The organism is Corallococcus sicarius (genome assembly GCF_003611735.1).
Taxonomy (GTDB): Bacteria; Myxococcota; Myxococcia; order Myxococcales; family Myxococcaceae; genus Corallococcus; species Corallococcus sicarius.
Window position 1 is genome coordinate 1 of record NZ_RAWG01000218.1, and the last position, 16,283, is coordinate 16,283.

Genomic DNA, 16,283 nt, shown 5'->3' on the forward strand with positions numbered 1-16,283 from the left:
GGGCCCCCTCCCGCCCAGGCCCATCGTGCGAGTCGAGCCCGTCCCCGCGACGGAGCCGCGACCTCCTACGCCTCCGACACCGACACCGACGCCCCCGAAGCCGCCAGCGACACCGCCAACACTGCCGCCCCGGCCGCCTGCCCCCGCCGACAACTGGGACGAGGCGCGCCTGGCTCGGCTGATGGTGGAGGTGGACCGCCTGAGCAAGAGCAAGGAACTGACGCAGGCCGCGAGGCTCGTCCAGACCTGCGTGGACGCCCTGCCCCGCAACGCGGACTGCCGGCTGACGGCGGGCCTGACCTACGAGCGGCTCCGGTCCTTCGACAAGAGCGCGCTCAACTACCGGGCCTTCCTGGAGCTCACCCAGCCCACGGATCCCCGGAGGAGCGCCGTCTCGGAGCGACTGAAGGCCCTGCCGCAGGCACCTCGACGCAGCGAGCCCACTCCGACGGTGCAGCCCGGTGGCGCCCCGCGCCCCGTCAACGGCACCGACCCGGAGCTGGACTCCCTGCGGAGCACGACCCTGCGGTTCATGATGCAGGAGCGCTGGGGGGAGGCCCTCAGCGTGGCCACGCAATGCACGACGCGGCTCCCCCGCGAGCCCGAATGCTTCATGTTGCTGGGCGCCGTCCAGGCGAAGCAGGAGCAGTTCCAGGAGAGCACGCAGAGCTATGAGCGGTTCCTGCTGCTCGCGCCCACGGACCATCCCAAGCGCTCCACCGTCTTGAAGAAGATGATCGAGAACAAGATGGCCACGTCGCGGAACTGATCCGCGATGAAGCAATGCGTCGACGCACCCGCCTCTCCTGGCGGGCCTGCAGGCGAGTGGACCCCGGACATTCGGAGTTCCCTGCAATCGGGCTAGAGTGCGCGCCCTATGGGATTGCAAGCCGGAGACACTTTCGGGCGGTATGAGCTGGTGTCCTGGTTGGGCCGGGGCGGCATGGCGGAGACGTGGCGCGCGCAGCTCATGGGCGCCGCGGGCGTGACCAAGTCGGTCCTCATCAAGAAGGTCCTCCCCGAGTACGCCGACGACGAAGCCTTCATCTCCATGTTCATCAGCGAGGCGCGCATCTCCGCCACGCTCTCCCATGGCAACGTCGCGCAGGTCTTCGACTTCGGGCGGGTGGATGGCGAGTACTTCCTCGCGATGGAGTTCGTGGATGGGCAGCCGCTGCACCGCGTCCTCAAGCGGGCGATGAAGAGTGGCATGGCCGCGCTGCCCACCCCGGTCGCCGTCTTCATCGCGATGGAGATGTGCCGGGGCCTGCACTACGCGCACACGCGCACGGACGGCAGCGGCACACCGTTGGACATCGTCCACCGCGACATCTCTCCGGACAACGTCCTCGTTGGCTACGAAGGCCAGATCAAGATCGTCGACTTCGGCATCGCCAAGGCGAAGCTCCTGCGAGGCGTCAGGACGGAGCCTGGGGTGGTGAAGGGCAAATACCTCTTCTTCTCCCCGGAGCAGGCGCGCGGAGAGGAAGTCGATGCCCGCACGGACGTCTGGGCCACGGGCGTCGTGCTGTATGAGTTGCTGTGCGGCCGGCTCCCGGTGGATGGAGCCCCCCAGGTCGTGATGAGCCGGGTGGCGCGAGGTGAGGTTCCCGCGCTCAATCTGCTGCGGCCGGACCTGCCGAAGGAATTGAATGACATCGTGATGAAGGCGTTGACCCCGGACCGGGACCAGCGCTTTGAATCCAGTCATGCCTTTGGTGAGGCGCTGGCGGGGTTCCTGTATTCGAACTACCCGCGCTTCTCGTCACTGAGCGTCGCGCACCTGCTGCGGGTGCTGTTCCGCAAGGACCTGGTGCAGTCGGGACGGCAGCTGGCGGTGCCGGGGACCTTCCAGGAGGAGATGAAGTCCTGGGGTGTGAGCAGCGTGGTGCCGGAGCCCGTGGCACCGGCGGCCCCGGAGGGAGTCCAGACCCGGCGCATCGCCCGGGCCGCGAAGCCTCCCAACACCGCCCTCACGGACACGACGGAGCCGGATCCTCCCGCGCTGCCGAACCCGCCCTCACGCCGGATGTTGTACGGCCTGGGCGCGGGAGGACTGGTCGCGGTGGGGGCGGGCCTCTGGTTCCTGCTGGGCTCACCTTCACACCCGGCCGTCACCGAAGCCCCTCCTCCCACTCCCGCCCGCACCGTGGTGGCCGTGGAGACGCCCGCGTCAGTGCCTCCGAGTCCGAGCCCGACGGTGCAGGAGGAACTGGTGGCCGCGGTCCCGACCGAGCCCGCCGAGGAGCCAGAGGTCGAGAAGCCAGCGCCTCCCGGCAGGAAGGCCACCGCGAAGACAGGCCGCGTTTCGAAGTCCTCGCAACGCGCCCAGGCTGCCGAGCCTCCCGTGGAGCCCGTGCCCGAAGTCCCTGTCGCCGTCGCGGCCAGCAACCTCCAGGAGACGGCTCCGAGCGCCCCGGAGCCAGTCGAGGCCATTCAACCCGAGACGAAGCAGAGCGTCTTCGGCCTGATCAAGTCCAAGGGCCAGGAGGCGCAGCAGAAGGTCTCCCAGCTGGTCAAACTCAAGCAGCAGGAGTTCCAGCTCAAGGTCTCCGGCCTGGTCCAGACCCGGCAATACGACTCCGCGCTGGAGGTGGCCAATGACTGCGCGAAGAGCCACCCCACCATGCCGGAGTGCCAGCTGATGCTCGGACTGGTGCATGGGAAGCTCAACCACCCCCGGGAGAGCACCCAGCACTACGAGAAATTTCTAGCGCTCGCCCCAGCGGATCATCCCCGGCGGGCGGAAATCGTCGCGCTGCTCGGCAATGCCAGGTGAACAGTTTCCATCCACTCGCACGTCGCCTACTCGGTCCCTCCTGACATCCGGGCTTAAGCTGTCAGGGCGATGGCACTGCAAACAGGCGACGTTTTCGGGCGGTATGAGCTGGTGTCCTGGCTGGGCCGGGGCGGCATGGCGGAGACGTGGCGCGCCCAGCTCGTAGGCGACGCGGGGGTGACGAAGCCCGTCCTCATCAAGAAGGTGCTGCCCGAGTACGCCAACGACGAGGCCTTCATCTCCATGTTCATCAGCGAGGCACGCATCTCCGCCACGCTCTCCCATGGCAACGTCGCCCAGGTCTTCGACTTCGGCCGCGTGGATGGTGAGTACTTCCTCGCGATGGAGTTCGTGGACGGCCAGCCGCTCCACCGCGTCCTCAAACGGGCCCTGAAGACTGGCATGGCGGCCCTGCCCACCCCGGTCGCCGTCTTCATCGCGATGGAGATGTGCCGGGGCCTGCACTACGCGCACACCCGGATCAACGGCAGCGGCGCGCCGCTGGGCATCGTCCACCGCGACATCTCTCCGGACAACGTGCTGCTGGGCTACGAGGGGCAGATCAAGATCGTCGACTTCGGCATCGCCAAGGCGCAGCTCTTGCGAGGTTTCAAGACGGCGCCGGGCGTGGTGAAGGGCAAGTACCTCTTCTTCTCCCCGGAGCAGGCGCGCGGAGAGGAAGTCGATGCGCGCACCGACGTCTGGGCCACGGGCGTCGTGCTGTATGAATTGCTGTGCGGCCGGCTGCCGGTGGAGGGCCCGCCCCACGTCGTGATGATGCGGCTGGGACGCGGCGAGATCCCCGCGCCTGTCGTGCTCCGGCCCGAGCTGCCGAAGGAACTGAATGACATCGTGATGAAGGCGCTGACTCCGGACCGGAACCAGCGCTTTGAATCCAGCCATGCATTCGGAGATGCGCTGGCGGGGTTTCTCTATTCGAACTTCCCGCGCTTCTCCGCGATGAGCATCGCGCACCTGTTGCGGGTGCTGTTCCGGGGAGACCTGGTGCAGGAGGGCCGTGAGCTGCCGGTTCCGGGCTCATTCCTGGAGGAGATGAAGTCGTGGCGCGAGCAGACGGCGACGGCTGAACCCGCCGCGCTGGCCCCGGTGGAGCGGCAGCCCACCCGGCGTGTCACCCGAGTCGCCAGACCCTCCATCACCGAGACGACCGAGCCCCGTGCGCTCGCGGCCCCGTCCGGCATGTCGCGCCAGATGGTGTATGGACTGAGCGCGGGAGGGTTGCTGACCGTGGGAGCGTGCCTCTGGCTCCTGCTGGATTCCCCTGCGTCCCAGCCCTTCACCGGGGCTCCGCCTCCCACGCCCATCCGGCCGTCCGTGGCGGTCGTGGAGCCTTCGCCTCCGCCACCCCCCACGAGCCCGCCCGTCACGCCCGAGCCGGAAAAGACCGCCTCAGCGGATCCCATCCGCAACGTCGCGAGCGAACCGCCGCCCGTCTCAGAGAAGGAGGCCGCGGCGGTCAAGAAGATGAAGGACGCTGTCGCTAGCGCCATTCGCAGGAATCAGGCGGCGGACGCCGTGTACCACAGCAATCATTGCGAGGAATTGTATCCGAACAATGAGGACTGCCGGCTCCTGAAGCGGCAGGTCAACGAGAACTTCTTCGCTGAGCGCCCCCCTCCAAGCACTGCCAGAAAGAGCGCGGGTGAGCTGGACATCACGGAGGCAAATATCCTGGATGTCCAAATGAGAGTTCAAGGACTGCTCAGGTCCAAGGACATGGAAGGAGCGCTTCAGCTGGCCAATGATTGTGCGGCGGCCCTTCCCAAATTGGCGGAGTGCCAGCTCATACTCGGCGTCGTCCACGGCAGGCTCAAAAACCACCGCGAAAGCGAGCAGCACTACAATAATTTCCTCATGCTCGCTCCCCCTGACCACATCAAACGCGCACGTGTACTCGACATACTCTCGAAGCAGGCCGAATCCAAGTCCCCGTAAACTTCCAACCTGAATGTCTTTCCCGGCCCGGATGGAAAGACATTCTTGCCTGGGTTATAATGGCGCTGCGCTCAACCCGGGGCGCACTTCCAAAGGATCCCCCAGATGAAGAGGAAGCTGATCACCACGACCGTGTTCCTGTTTGGACTGGCAATGGGAGGGGCAACCGCGAGCGCATCCACCGCGAAGGGCGCGCCCGTGCAGGGCATCACGGAGGAGATGGCGCGCTGCGTGTCCGAGTGTACAGCGGGGGGTCAGAGCCACACCGTCTGTTGGAACTGCTGCGTGCGGAACATCTGCATCGAACTCTGATGCCCATTCGCTGAAGCCGAATCCCAGACACGCCGCCCCGGTCCGCCCCTGCGCGGTTCGGGGCGCTCGTGCGGGCCCGGCACCTACGAGGGGTCCACCTCATCCGGCCGGAACCCCAGCCCCTCCGACACCTCCTGCTCCGTGAGCGTCCGGAAGGTCCCCTCCGCCACGTCGAGCACCACCTCCCCCACCGCCTCGCGATGCAGCGTGAGCACCGGGTGCCCCACCGCTTCGAGCATCCGCTTCACCTGGTGGTGTCGCCCCTCGGTGAGCGTGAGCACGACGACGTCCGGCTCCCGCAGCGCCGCGCCCGCCAACCGCGTAGGCCCGTCCTCCAGCTCCAGCCCCATCCGCAGGCGGCCCAGCGTCTGCTCCGTGGGCGCTCCCTCCACGCGCGCCACGTAGCGCTTGGGCAGGTGCGTCTCCGGCGCCGTCGCGTGCCGCACCAGGTGTTCGTCATTGCTGAAGAGCAGCAGTCCCGTGGTGTCTCGGTCCAACCGGCCCACGGCGTACCACTCGTAGCCCTTCAGCTCCGGCGGCAGCACCGCGCGCAGCCGCTCGAAGACGGTGCCCACGCCTTCGGGATCCGAGCCGTGCACCACCGGCCCCACGGGCTTGTGGAACATCAGCGCCCACACCCGCGCCGTCAGCGCGTGCTCCACGCCGTCCACGCGCACGCGCGTCCGTGCGCTCACCGGCGCGAACGGGTCCACCTCCACGCGGCCGTCCACCTCCACGCGGCCGTCGCGGATGGCCTGCTCCGCTTCAGTCCGAGGCAGGACGCCAGAGCGGCCCAGCGCTCGGGTCAGCCAGTCCCGGGCGTCCTCGGGCACGCCGGGCCCCCGCCGCCTCGCGGCCTCCAACCATCGCGGTGTCCGTTGCTTGCGCGCCATGCACCCCGCTGTATCAGATGCGTGCCTCCCGGGGCTTCCCCGGAGCGTCCCCGGAGCTTCCCCCCGAGCTCCCATGTCCACGGGGACCTGGGGACATGGGGGCGAACAGGAGGGCTTGCGGTGCGCCCCCGCGCTGTTTGACTCCCCCGGGTGGCTCTGCGCATGTGCGCGACCGCCCGTGTCCACGCGTCCCCTCGACTCCGCCGAAGCCCCGCCCGAGCTCCTCGCCGCGCTCGCGCCGCCCCCTCCTGGCCCGGCGGTGGCCTTCGTGCTGCGCCTGGGCCACGCCCTGCACCAGCACGGCACGCCCGCGCACCGCCTGGAGGGACTGATGCAGCGGGTGAGCGAGCGGCTGGGCCTGGAGGCCCGCTTCTTCTCCACCCCCACCTCCATCTTCGCGTCCTTCGGTCCGCCCGAGGACCTGCGCACCAGCCTCATCCGCGTGGAGCCCGGGAACATGGACCTGGAGCGCCTCATCCTCCTGGACGTGCTCGCGGACGACGTCATCCAGGGGCGCATCACGCCCTCGCTGGGCGCGACCCACGTGGAGGCCATCCTCGCCCGCCCGCCTCGCTACGGCCCGGCCCTGCAACTGCTCTGCTGGATGCTGGCCGGTGCGTCCGCGGCCATCCTCTTCGGCGGCGGCTGGAAGGAGATGGGCGTCGCGGGCTTCAGCAGCCTCACCATCGGCCTGCTGGACCTGGCCACCCGCAAGCAGCCCACCACCGCGCGCGTGCTGGAGCCCGTGGCGGCCGTGCTCTCCGCCGCGTTCGCGGGCCTCGCCGCGCACTTCCTCGGCCCCCTGCACGGCGAGGTCGCCACGCTCGCGGGACTCATCGTCCTCTTGCCGGGCCTCACGCTCACCATCGCCGTCAACGAGGTGGCCACTCGCAACCTCATCTCCGGCACCTCGCGCCTCACCCACGCGGCGCTGGTGTTCCTCCAGTTGGGCTTCGGCGCGGCCCTGGGCAGCCGCGTGGCCACGGTGCTGCCGCCCATGCCCGTGGGGCCCCTGCCCGCGGTGCTGCCCACCAGCACCGCCGTCGTCGCGCTCGTCGTCGCAGGGTTCGCCATCGCGGTGCTGTTCCGTGCCCGGCCCCAGGACTGGGGGTGGATTGCCCTGGCGGGCGCCGCCGCGTTCGGAGGCGCCCGGCTGGGGACGCTCCTCCTGGGGCCGCAGCTGGGGGCCTTCGTGGGGGCGCTGCTGCTGGGCATCGGCAGCAACGCGCTGGCGCGGCTTCGCAACCGGCCGTCCGTCACCACCGTGGTGCCGGGCCTGATGCTGCTCGTCCCTGGCAGCGTGGGCTTCCGCAGCCTCGCGTCGCTCCTGGAGCGCGACGTGGTGGCTGGCGTGGACACCGCCTTCTCCATGCTGCTCGTCGCGGTAGCGCTGGCGGCGGGCCTGCTGTCCGCCAACGCCATCATGCCCCCGCGCAAGGTGCTCTGAAGGCTCAGCTCAGGCGCAGCAGGTACACGCCCGCGAGCGCCACGACGAAGTACGGCACCAGCACCGCCGCCCCGGCGTACTCCTTCGCCATGCGCTGGCCGAAGAACAGCCCCAGCAGCGACACCGCCGACAGCACCGCGCCCAGGTAGCCCAGCAACGGGTTGCCGTTGAGCAGCAGCGCCACCACGCCCGCCGCGCTCAGCGCGCCCGCCGCCAGCTCCAGCAGCGTGATGACGGCCAGCATGGGCGCCACCACCCCCTTCAGGGGCGACTTGGCGAAGTGGCCCGTCAGCCACCCCAGGTTCCCCTTCCAGTCCACGACCTTGTCCAGGCCGGACTGCAGGAAGAGGATGGCCAGGAAGGCGGCGCACAGCAGTTGGGGAAGCCAGAGGGTGAAGCGGGCGGAGTCGAAGGGCGGCATGGGGGCGCACTCTACCGTCCCCTGCGCCACCCCCAAGGAAAGCAAGCAGGCAGGCGGGCGAACCACCGGGAATTCTTTCTACGACATTCCAACCGAGCGGACTCGCGCCGAAAGGGCAGGCACCTTAACTTTGGGAGGCCATGGCCTCTGATCAGGTTGCTCGCCGCGTCTTCGTCGGTCTCATCCTGCTGTCCATCCTCCTGCTGGGGCTGGTCATCCGGCCGTTCGGGGAGGCGTTCTTCCTGGCGGCGGTGCTGGCCGGGACCTTCCATGGCCTGCACCGGAGCCTGAAGCGCCGGCTGCGGGGCCACGGCAGCGTGTCCGCCGGCATCATCGTCACGGGCATCTTGCTGGCGCTGCTGCTGCCCCTGGGAGGCCTCACCGCCTTCGTCGTCGCGGAGGTGTCCGAGGGCGCACGCTTCGTGAGTCAGACGGTGCAGAAGGACGGCATGGACGGCCTCGTGGGGAAGCTGCCCAGCGGCCTCCGGGGGCCGGTCAACTCGCTCATCGAACGGCTCCCGCTGGAGCAGGAGCAGTTGGACAAGAAGGTCCAGGAGCAGGTCACGAACCAGGGCGGCACGGCGGCACGGGCCGTGACGGGCGCGGTCGCCGCCACGGGCTCGCTGCTGCTCCAGACGACGATGATGCTCATCGCCCTCTTCTTCTTCCTCACCGACGGCGAGCGGCTGGTGCAGTGGATTGAAAGCGTGTCGCCGCTGCGGCGCGGGCAGACGAAGGAGCTGCTGCGCGAGTTCCGGAGCACGTCGGTGTCGGTGCTGGTGTCCACCGTGGCCACCGCGGGCGTCCAGGCCGCGGCCGCGCTGGTGGGCTTCCTGATTGTCGGCGTGCCAGCGCCGCTGTTCTTCGCGGGCCTCACCTTCTTCTTCGCCCTCATCCCCGCAGTGGGCGCGGCGGTGGTGGTGCTGCTCGCCTCCGGCCTGATGTTCCTCAGCGGCCACCCGTGGGCGGCCCTCTTCCTCGCCGTCTGGGGCGTGGTGGTGGTGGGCCTGGTGGACAACGTCGTCAAGCCGCTGCTGGCCAAGAAGGGCATGAACCAGCACGGCGCCGTCATCTTCTTCGCGCTGCTCGGCGGCCTCGCGGCGTTCGGCACGGTGGGCCTGCTGCTGGGGCCGCTGATTGTCGCCTTCTTCCTCTCCGTGGTGCGCATCTACGAGCGCGACTACGGGCGGCCCAACGCGCGCCCGGGCGACCCGGTGACGCCGGGCGGCCCGCCGGCGGATCCCTCCACCGGCGGCGTCGTGCTCACGTCGGCGTCGGGACAACCGCTCACCGACAAGGACACGCCCCAGCACTGACCCACTCCTTCAGGGCGCGGGCTTCTTCGGCGCGGCCCCCTTCGTGGCGGGCGGCGCCGAAGTCGTTTCGGCGCCCAGCGCGCGGAAGGCCTCGCGCAGCGCGTCCGGCGAACCGGCGAGCTTCACCGCGACGCGCCGGGCCTCCACGGGCGACAGCCGTCCCAGCAGGCTGCGCTCCAGGTGCTGATCCACGAAGGCCTGGGTGGAGTCCTCCTTCAGGTCCACCACCTGCCCCTTCGAATCCAGCACCGGCACCACGCGCGGCGAGTTGAGCAGCAGCACCGTGGGCACATCCACGGCCTTCACGCGGCGGGCGACCTCGTCGCGCAGCTTCGGGTCGAAGTGGATGCCCTTCTCCTGCACCAGGGCGCGGATGCCCTCGTAGTCGCCGGTGGCCTTGATGACCATCAGGCGCGACAGCAGCTCGCCCACCGCCTCGCGCATCTTCGCGTAGTCCGGGATGGTGAGGTACGTGCGGCCGTTCTCCACGACGGACTTCACGACGCCCTTCTCCTCCAGGAACGTCACCGTCATGTGGTGGCCGCGCTGGTGGTCCTCCTCGAACGCGTTGCCCGTCTCCACCCGGCGCAGGTTGGTGAGCCCCTCCACCAGGAAGTCCCGGTACATCTGCTTCGCGATGGCGTCGTGGTCCGGCGACAGCTCCGCGAGCGCCGGGTCGAAGGCGTGCCACAGCGCGACCAGGTCCGCGCGGGCCTCCTCCAGCGTGTTGTCGTACTCCTTGAGGAACACGGACGGGGCCTGGCCCTTGAGCTTCGCGTCCACCTGTCCGGAGGCGTGGCCCAGCACCTCATGGAAGGCCACCAGCCACTTGCGCGCGGTGACGGAGTAGCGCTGCGCCGCTTCGCGGTCCCCGGCCGTGCGGGAGAACTCCAGCGCCAGGGGCAGCCGCGTGACGGCGGAGGCGGCCTCCATCACGTTGGTCACCATCACGCTCTTGCTGCCGTACTTCTCACGGATGTGCTGCTCGTTGGGCAGGTTGATGCCCGCGGGCGGCTGCGGATAGGACGTGATGAGGTTGATGGCCTTGGCCACCGGCAGCGCGACCTTCTTGCGGCGGTACTGCGCGGGCCAGGGCACCCGGTCCTCGAAGTACTGGGCCTTGCGACCCATGAGTTCCATGATCTGGTTCTCCTTCGTGTCGCGGTAGTTGATCAACGCCTCCCACTGCCCCTTGTGGCCGCGAGGGTCCACGTACGTCTCGACGAAGCCGATGGTGGCGTCCACCTTTGGATCCACCTTGAGCCACGCGATGTTGTACGCGTCCCAGTCCTTCGGGCTGCCCGTCTGGAAGTAGCGCACCAGCTTGCCCAGCGCGGCGCGGTGCGCGGGCTCCGCGGACTTCATCGCCTCCTGGAGGTGCGCGATGACGCGCGACAGCTCCTGGGCATACAGCCCCGGCTTCACCTTGCCGTCCGGCGTGCCGGCGCGGAACACCTGCTCCACCAGCTTCCCGTTCTCCTTCACCACGCGCGAGTTGAGCGGATACTTCTCCTGGAAGCCCGCCAGGTCCTTCTGCGTCACGCCCGGTCCGTAGGCGGTGTTGGAGGACGCGGTAAGCAGGTCCTGTCCGGGCGGCGGGGCCTTGGAGGTGAGCTGCGGTTCGAACGCCGCGTCGAAGAGCGTGGGCCGCAAGTCCTGGAGCCAGGCCTGGAGCGCGGCCTCGTCCTTCACCGGGTACGGAGCGCCGGCCTTCAGGGCGCGCAGGGCGGCGGCGCCGAGCTGTTCGGCGGTGAAGCCCGGGACGAACTTCTGGCCGGTGGTGCTGTCGTGGTTGCCACCGTGGCCGTAGAAGCGCAGCAGGTAGTCCGCGAGCTTCGCGTCGAAGCCGGACGCGCCGCTCTGGGCATCCCGGCCGAAGAGCCACGCGCCTTCGAGCAGCCGCTTCGCCGGCACCAGCTTCCAGCCGAGCTGGTCGTACGCGATGTCCTCACCCGCGTGCGCCGCGAGGGTCAGCGACCACGCCACGCGCTTCTCCGCCGCGGTGAGCTCCGCGACGCCGGGCGCGAACATCTGGGCGACGGCGGTGTTGCCGGAGCGGGCGCGGAGGAACTTCCCCCCGGGCACGGTGAGGCTGGGCTGCGCCGCCTGGGCGGGCGCGGGGGCCGGCGGCGGGGTGGAGGGCGCGGCGGCGAGGAGGGCGGCCAGCAGCAGGGGCTTCATGGAGGGCTCCAGGGAGACGTGACGGAACGTGGCTATCGCGCACGCGGGGTGGACTCAAGCCGCGCGCGGTCGTGGGCCCTCCCCGCAGGACAGAGCGGACCGTTGGGGCCGTGGCCTAGACTGGGCGCCCTTCCCAGGGAGACCCATGGCTCGCGCGGCCCGCTTCCCCTACCTGTTGCTGCTGCTTCCCATCCTCACACTGCCAGGCCCGGTGGCCTGTGGCGATGAGCCCGACACGACGCCCGACAGCGGCACGCAGGTCCTGGACGCGGGCACGGAGGACGCGGGCACGGAGGACGCGGGCTCGGACGCCGGCGTGGCGTGCACCCCGAGCGGCTGGGACGCGGGGACGGCGGACGTGGGCGTCATCACCGACACGTCCCAGGACATCCTGGTCCGGCTGAGCGCCATCCCCGGGCTCACCGTGAAGGAGAACCCCAACGGCGCGAGGGTCCCCGCCGGCTACCGCTTCTTCATCATGACGTTCAACCAGCCGCAGGACCACGCGCATCCGGAGTGCCAGCGCTTCGAACAGCGCGTGACGCTGCTGCACGCGGCGGACACCAGGCCCCTGGTGCTCTCCACGGGAGGCTACGGCGTCTCCGTCAATCCCAGTCGCGCGGAGCTCACGCAGCTGCTGGGCGCGAACCAGCTGTCGGTGGAGCATCGCTTCTTCCCGCCCAGCATCCCGTCACCGGCGGACTGGAGCCACCTCACCCTCCGCCAGTCCGCGGACGACTTCCACCGCCTCACCCAGGCGCTCAAGGCCATCTACACCGGCAAGTGGGTGTCCACGGGCGCCAGCAAGGGCGGCGAGACGGTGGTGTTCTTCCGCCGCTACTACCCGAACGACGTGGACGCCACCGTCGCGTACGTAGCGCCCCTCGCCCGCCGCGACGACGAGCGCTTCCCGGCCTTCCAGGCGGTGGTCGGCGGTGACGCGCAGGCGGCCTGCCGCGAGCGGCTGTGGGCCTTCCAGCGCGAGGTGCTCTCTCGCCGGGAGAACATGCTCGCGCTGTACCGCGCCTACGCCGAACAGCAGGAGCTGACGTTCACGCGGCTCGGCTTCGAGCGGGCGCTGGAGCACGCGGTCATCGAGACCTACTTCGGCTTCTGGCAGTACGACGTCCCGTCGCGCTGCACCCAGAGCATCCCGGAGCCCACCGCCACGGACGAGGTGCTCTTCGCCGCGATGGACTACGAGGTGGGCCTGGACAGCTTCTCCGACAAGGGCCTCGCGGGCTACGACGCCTACTTCTACCAGGCGGCGCTGGAGCTGGGCTGGCCCCAGCCGTACGAGGCGCACCTGGGCGCGCTCATCCAGCACCCGGGCACCGACACCGGCGACGTGTACTCGCCGCCCGGCATCCCGTTCGTCTTCCGGCCGGAGGCCATGCCGGACATCCAGGACTGGGTCTCCGTCCACGGCGAGCGCCTGATGTTCATCTACGGCAGCCTGGATCCGTGGACGTCGGCGGCCTACGTGCTGGGCAACGCGCAGGACTCGTTCCTCTACACGGTGGAGGGCGGCAACCACGGCTCCCGCATCAGCCAGCTCCCGCCGGACGTGCAGGCCGCGGCGAAGGCCCACATCCACCGGTGGATGGGCATCGCCCCGCTGAAGCGCTCGCCGAAGGTCTCGCTCGCGGAGGAGCCGCCCACCTTCGCGCCGCGCCTGCCGCCGCGGTTGCGCACGGGCCTGCACCGCTGAGCTGTCACGGACGAGGGCCCGGTACCGTCCCCGGTTGTTTGCGGAAGGACGGCACCGGCGCCCGCGCTTCGTTCAGCGGCCCAGGGCGTACGGGCCGCCCTTCTCCACCGCGCGCTGGTACGCGGGGCGCGCGTGCAGGCGGTCGAGATAGGCCGTCAGGTTCGGGTACTCGCCGAGCAACCGGAACGCCTTCGCCGACTCCAGCACGAAGCTGTTCTGGATGTCCGCGCCCGTGAGCGTGGCGCCCACCAGGTACTCACGGCCCTGGAGCGCGCCCTCCAGGTAGCCCAGGTGGTTCTTCAACTCGGAGTCGATGCGCGGTCGCAGCGGTGAGCCGGCCTCGCCCAGCCGCTGCACGTAGAGCAGCTGCATGATGGGCAGCATCGCGGAGCCCTCCGCGAAGTGGAGCCAGTGCGTGTACGCGTCCTGGTCCTCGGGCGCGGGCGAAAGGCGTCCCTTCCCGTGGCGGCGGATGAGCGTCTCCACGATGGCGCCGGACTCGGCCAGCACGCGGCCGTCGTCCTCCACCACCGGTGACTTGCCCAACGGATGCACGGCCTTGAGCTCCGGCGGGGCCAGCCGCGTCTTCGGGTCGCGCTGGTAGCGGACGATTTCGTAGTCGAGCCCCAGCTCCTCCAGGAGCCAGAGGATGCGCTGGGAGCGCGATTCGTTGAGGTGATGGACCTTCAGCATGGGACAGGCTTACCGCAAGAGGGGCACGAAGGCAGTGCCCCCCTCGCGGCCGTGACTAGAACGCCAGGCCGCTGGCGCGCTTGCCGGGCGAGCTGCTCGTGCCCGACACGGACGTGTGCAGCGTGAAGCTCCCGCTGGCGCTGGCATCCGGGCTGCGGTTGGCGGACACGCCGTCCGTCCCCGCGAGCGAAGACGCCAGGGTGGCGGTGTCCACCGCCGTGCCCGACGCGTTCTTCAGCGTGACGGTGTCCCCGCTGTTGGACAGCCCCAGCGTGCCCGTGGATGCGGCCACCGCGCCCACCGTGCCGGACGGGATGCCCGCCGCGCCACCGAACACCACCACCGCCTTGCCCGCCGCCACGGACGTGCCGCTGGCGAAGGTGTGGCGCACGCTCGCGCTGTCCGACACCGACCAGCCGCTCAGGTCCACCGCCGCGGTGCCGGTGTTGACCAGCTCCACGAACTCGCCCGTGACGTCCGAGCCCGGCTCGTTCAGCAGCACCTCGTTGATGAACACCTGACCGGTGCCGCCGCCACCGCCGGTGGTGATGGAGAAGGCGCCATTGCTCAGGTCGTTGATGGCGGCGTTGCTCGCGTCGCTCACCCGCACCCAGGCGTTGGTGCTGGCACTGCCGGGCACCGTCCACGCCACGCTGCCGGAGGACGCGCCCGTGCTCGCCGTCACGGACGACCAGGTGGAGCCGTTCAGCGAGTACTCCACCTTCACGTTGGAGATGCCGGAAGACGTCCAGCTGATGGTGCGCGCGGAGCCGCCCGTCCAGCTCTCACCGCCGTTGGGCGACAGCACCGTCACCGACGCGCTGGGGCTGGTGCCGTCCCCGGGGATGATGAAGTCCTTGATGACGCCCATGTGCTGCATGCCGGAGGCGCCGCTGTCACCCGACAGCGCGGGAGAGATGTCCGACAGGGGCGAGTACACGCGCGTGTCCACCACCAGCCCGTTGGCGAAGGTGCTGGAGCCCATGACGACCGACGTCTGGTAGGCGCGCAGGTCGCTGTCCACCAGCACGTGGTCATAGGGCGAGTTGCGGCCCGCGTTGGTGTTGGTGTTGCCATTGCGGTCCGCCGGGTACGGCGACGCCGTGGACACCACCTGGGAGAAGGTGCTGAAGCAGGCCTCGCTGCGGCTGCCGGTGTTGAAGTCGCCGCCAATGACCAGGAAGTCCCCGGCGGGCACGTTGGTGTTGATGAAGCGCACCAGGTTGGTGGCCTCCGTGTTGCGGACGGAGGAGCCCGTCGTCAGCAGGTGCACGCTCACCGCCCACAGGTCCTTGGGGCCCGGGATGTCGATGCGCGCCCACGAGAAGTCGCGGTTGGACACCTGGGTGTCGTCCCACTCACCGGCCGCGATGATGGGGTAGCGGCTGATGATGCCGTTGGGAATCTGCGCCCCTGCCTCGCGATAGTAGGAGAAGCCCGTGCCGAACGCGGTGTTGACGAAGGTGCGGAGGTCCGCCGCCGAGTCCGTCAGGTAATTGAACTCCTGGATCATCACGACGTCGGCGTCCGTGCCCTGGAAGATGCGGATGCCGTGGCCCGGGTTGTAGTCCTGGCCGGTGCCGCTGGTCAGGTTGGCCGCCATCAATCGCAGCCGCACGTTGGCCAACCCGTCCTCGCGCGTGGCCACCTCCGGAGAGGCCTCGTCGGACGCCTCGGACTCCACCGGCCCGCCGCAGGCGGTCAGCGCCGCGCACAGCAGCGTGAAGGACCACGTTCGCCAGGAGGCGGCAGGCCGCCGGGAGAGATTCTGTTTCAGGCTCACGATGTTTCATCCTGCTCCCGGAAGAACCAGGAGCCGTAAGGGTCTGGGACGTCGCGGCAGCGCCGCGCACGCAGTATTCCGCGTAAACGAAACCCTGCGCGTTAATCCGTCACAAACGACGAAACGTTGCGTGAACCGGAGGTCAAGCGCCCCCCGTATTTCAAAATGTTACATGGCGGCGGTGGTGGACAGCGCGACGAAGGCGTAGCGGATGCCCTTGCCCAGGGTGACGAAGAAGACGAACGGCACGGGGCGGACGCCCACGAAGCCGCCGGCGATGACGAACGCGTCCCCCAGGATGGGCAGCCAGGACATGAGGAGCGCGGGGGCGCCCCAGGTGCGCAGGTTCGCCTCGATGCGCGCCATGCGGGGGCCCTCCTTCTCCCGGCGCCGCGCGAACCAGCGTCCCACGGCGCCGCCACCGCCACGCGACACCCACTGCCCCAGGATGTAGAGCGTCACCGCGCCCAGCACGTTGCCCACGGTGGCGGTGACGGTGGCCGTCACCGGCGGGGTGCCGTTGTAGATGAGCGCGGCGAGCATCGCCTCGGAGGGCACCGGCACCACGGAGCCCGCGAGCATCGCGACGAAGAACATCCCGGGCAGACCCCAGGTGGACAGCGTGGTCGGCTCGGGCACGGGCATGGGAGGTCCGGCCTTACACCCGCGCCGGGCCGTTCGTCTTGTCCGCCGTGGCGCCCCCTGCTGCCCATCCTGGGGGACGCGTTCGTCATCGCCGGCGGCTTCGTGGGCGCCCGCCCCGTGCCGTTCGTCTTCTTCGTCACCCTGGG

Annotated in this window: 12 protein-coding genes and 1 pseudogene; 7 read left to right on the plus strand and 6 right to left on the minus strand. The window is 69.7% G+C overall.

The window, feature by feature from the left end; all coding sequences use genetic code 11:
• The 4 genes and pseudogenes from D7X12_RS28050 to D7X12_RS28065 form a co-directional block, all read left to right on the plus strand.
• Positions 1–769: pseudogene (locus D7X12_RS28050) on the plus strand (hypothetical protein); the annotation flags it as partial.
• Positions 770–877: 108 nt separating this feature from the next.
• Positions 878–2,779: a serine/threonine protein kinase gene (locus tag D7X12_RS28055; RefSeq protein WP_120628338.1), complete on the plus strand. Its 1,902-nt coding sequence runs from the start codon at positions 878–880 to the stop codon at positions 2,777–2,779.
• Between the two features lie 69 nt (positions 2,780–2,848).
• Complete coding sequence (locus tag D7X12_RS28060) at positions 2,849–4,735, plus strand: serine/threonine protein kinase (RefSeq protein ID WP_120628339.1); 1,887 nt, start codon at positions 2,849–2,851, stop codon at positions 4,733–4,735.
• A gap of 105 nt (positions 4,736–4,840) precedes the next feature.
• Positions 4,841–5,047, plus strand: coding sequence for a hypothetical protein (locus tag D7X12_RS28065; RefSeq protein WP_120628340.1), 207 nt, complete (start codon positions 4,841–4,843; stop codon positions 5,045–5,047).
• An 83-nt stretch (positions 5,048–5,130) separates the two neighbouring features.
• Here the strand turns inward: D7X12_RS28065 and D7X12_RS28070 are convergent, their stop codons facing one another.
• Positions 5,131–5,940, minus strand: coding sequence for a pseudouridine synthase (locus D7X12_RS28070; RefSeq protein WP_120628341.1), 810 nt, complete (start codon positions 5,938–5,940; stop codon positions 5,131–5,133).
• A gap of 178 nt (positions 5,941–6,118) precedes the next feature.
• Between D7X12_RS28070 and D7X12_RS28075 the strand changes: the two genes are divergently transcribed.
• On the plus strand, positions 6,119–7,387 hold the full coding sequence (locus D7X12_RS28075; protein ID WP_244224826.1) for a threonine/serine exporter family protein: 1,269 nt from the start codon (positions 6,119–6,121) through the stop codon (positions 7,385–7,387).
• 4 nt (positions 7,388–7,391) lie between these two features.
• Here D7X12_RS28075 and D7X12_RS28080 read toward each other — a convergent pair whose 3' ends face one another.
• Positions 7,392–7,808: a DoxX family protein gene (locus tag D7X12_RS28080; protein ID WP_120628343.1), complete on the minus strand. Its 417-nt coding sequence runs from the start codon at positions 7,806–7,808 to the stop codon at positions 7,392–7,394.
• 140 nt (positions 7,809–7,948) lie between these two features.
• Between D7X12_RS28080 and D7X12_RS28085 the strand changes: the two genes are divergently transcribed.
• A complete protein-coding gene (locus D7X12_RS28085) occupies positions 7,949–9,124 on the plus strand; it encodes an AI-2E family transporter (RefSeq protein WP_120628344.1) in 1,176 nt (391 codons plus the stop codon).
• Between the two features lie 9 nt (positions 9,125–9,133).
• Here D7X12_RS28085 and D7X12_RS28090 read toward each other — a convergent pair whose 3' ends face one another.
• A complete protein-coding gene (locus D7X12_RS28090) occupies positions 9,134–11,305 on the minus strand; it encodes a dipeptidyl-peptidase 3 family protein (protein WP_120628345.1) in 2,172 nt (723 codons plus the stop codon).
• 145 nt (positions 11,306–11,450) lie between these two features.
• On the opposite strand from D7X12_RS28090, the gene D7X12_RS28095 reads away from it, so the two are divergent.
• Positions 11,451–13,016 carry a S28 family serine protease gene (locus D7X12_RS28095; protein ID WP_120628346.1) on the plus strand — a complete coding sequence of 522 codons (1,566 nt, stop codon included), beginning with the start codon at positions 11,451–11,453 and terminating at the stop codon, positions 13,014–13,016.
• A 72-nt stretch (positions 13,017–13,088) separates the two neighbouring features.
• Here the strand turns inward: D7X12_RS28095 and D7X12_RS28100 are convergent, their stop codons facing one another.
• The 3 genes from D7X12_RS28100 to D7X12_RS28110 form a co-directional block, all read right to left on the minus strand.
• On the minus strand, positions 13,089–13,709 hold the full coding sequence (locus D7X12_RS28100) for a glutathione S-transferase family protein (RefSeq protein WP_120628347.1): 621 nt from the start codon (positions 13,707–13,709) through the stop codon (positions 13,089–13,091).
• Between the two features lie 55 nt (positions 13,710–13,764).
• Positions 13,765–15,486 (minus strand): lamin tail domain-containing protein, encoded by a 1,722-nt coding sequence (locus D7X12_RS28105; protein WP_244224827.1) that lies wholly within the window; start codon positions 15,484–15,486, stop codon positions 13,765–13,767.
• A gap of 174 nt (positions 15,487–15,660) precedes the next feature.
• A complete protein-coding gene (locus tag D7X12_RS28110) occupies positions 15,661–16,137 on the minus strand; it encodes a YqaA family protein (protein ID WP_439329399.1) in 477 nt (158 codons plus the stop codon).
• Positions 16,138–16,283 lie beyond the last annotated feature (146 nt).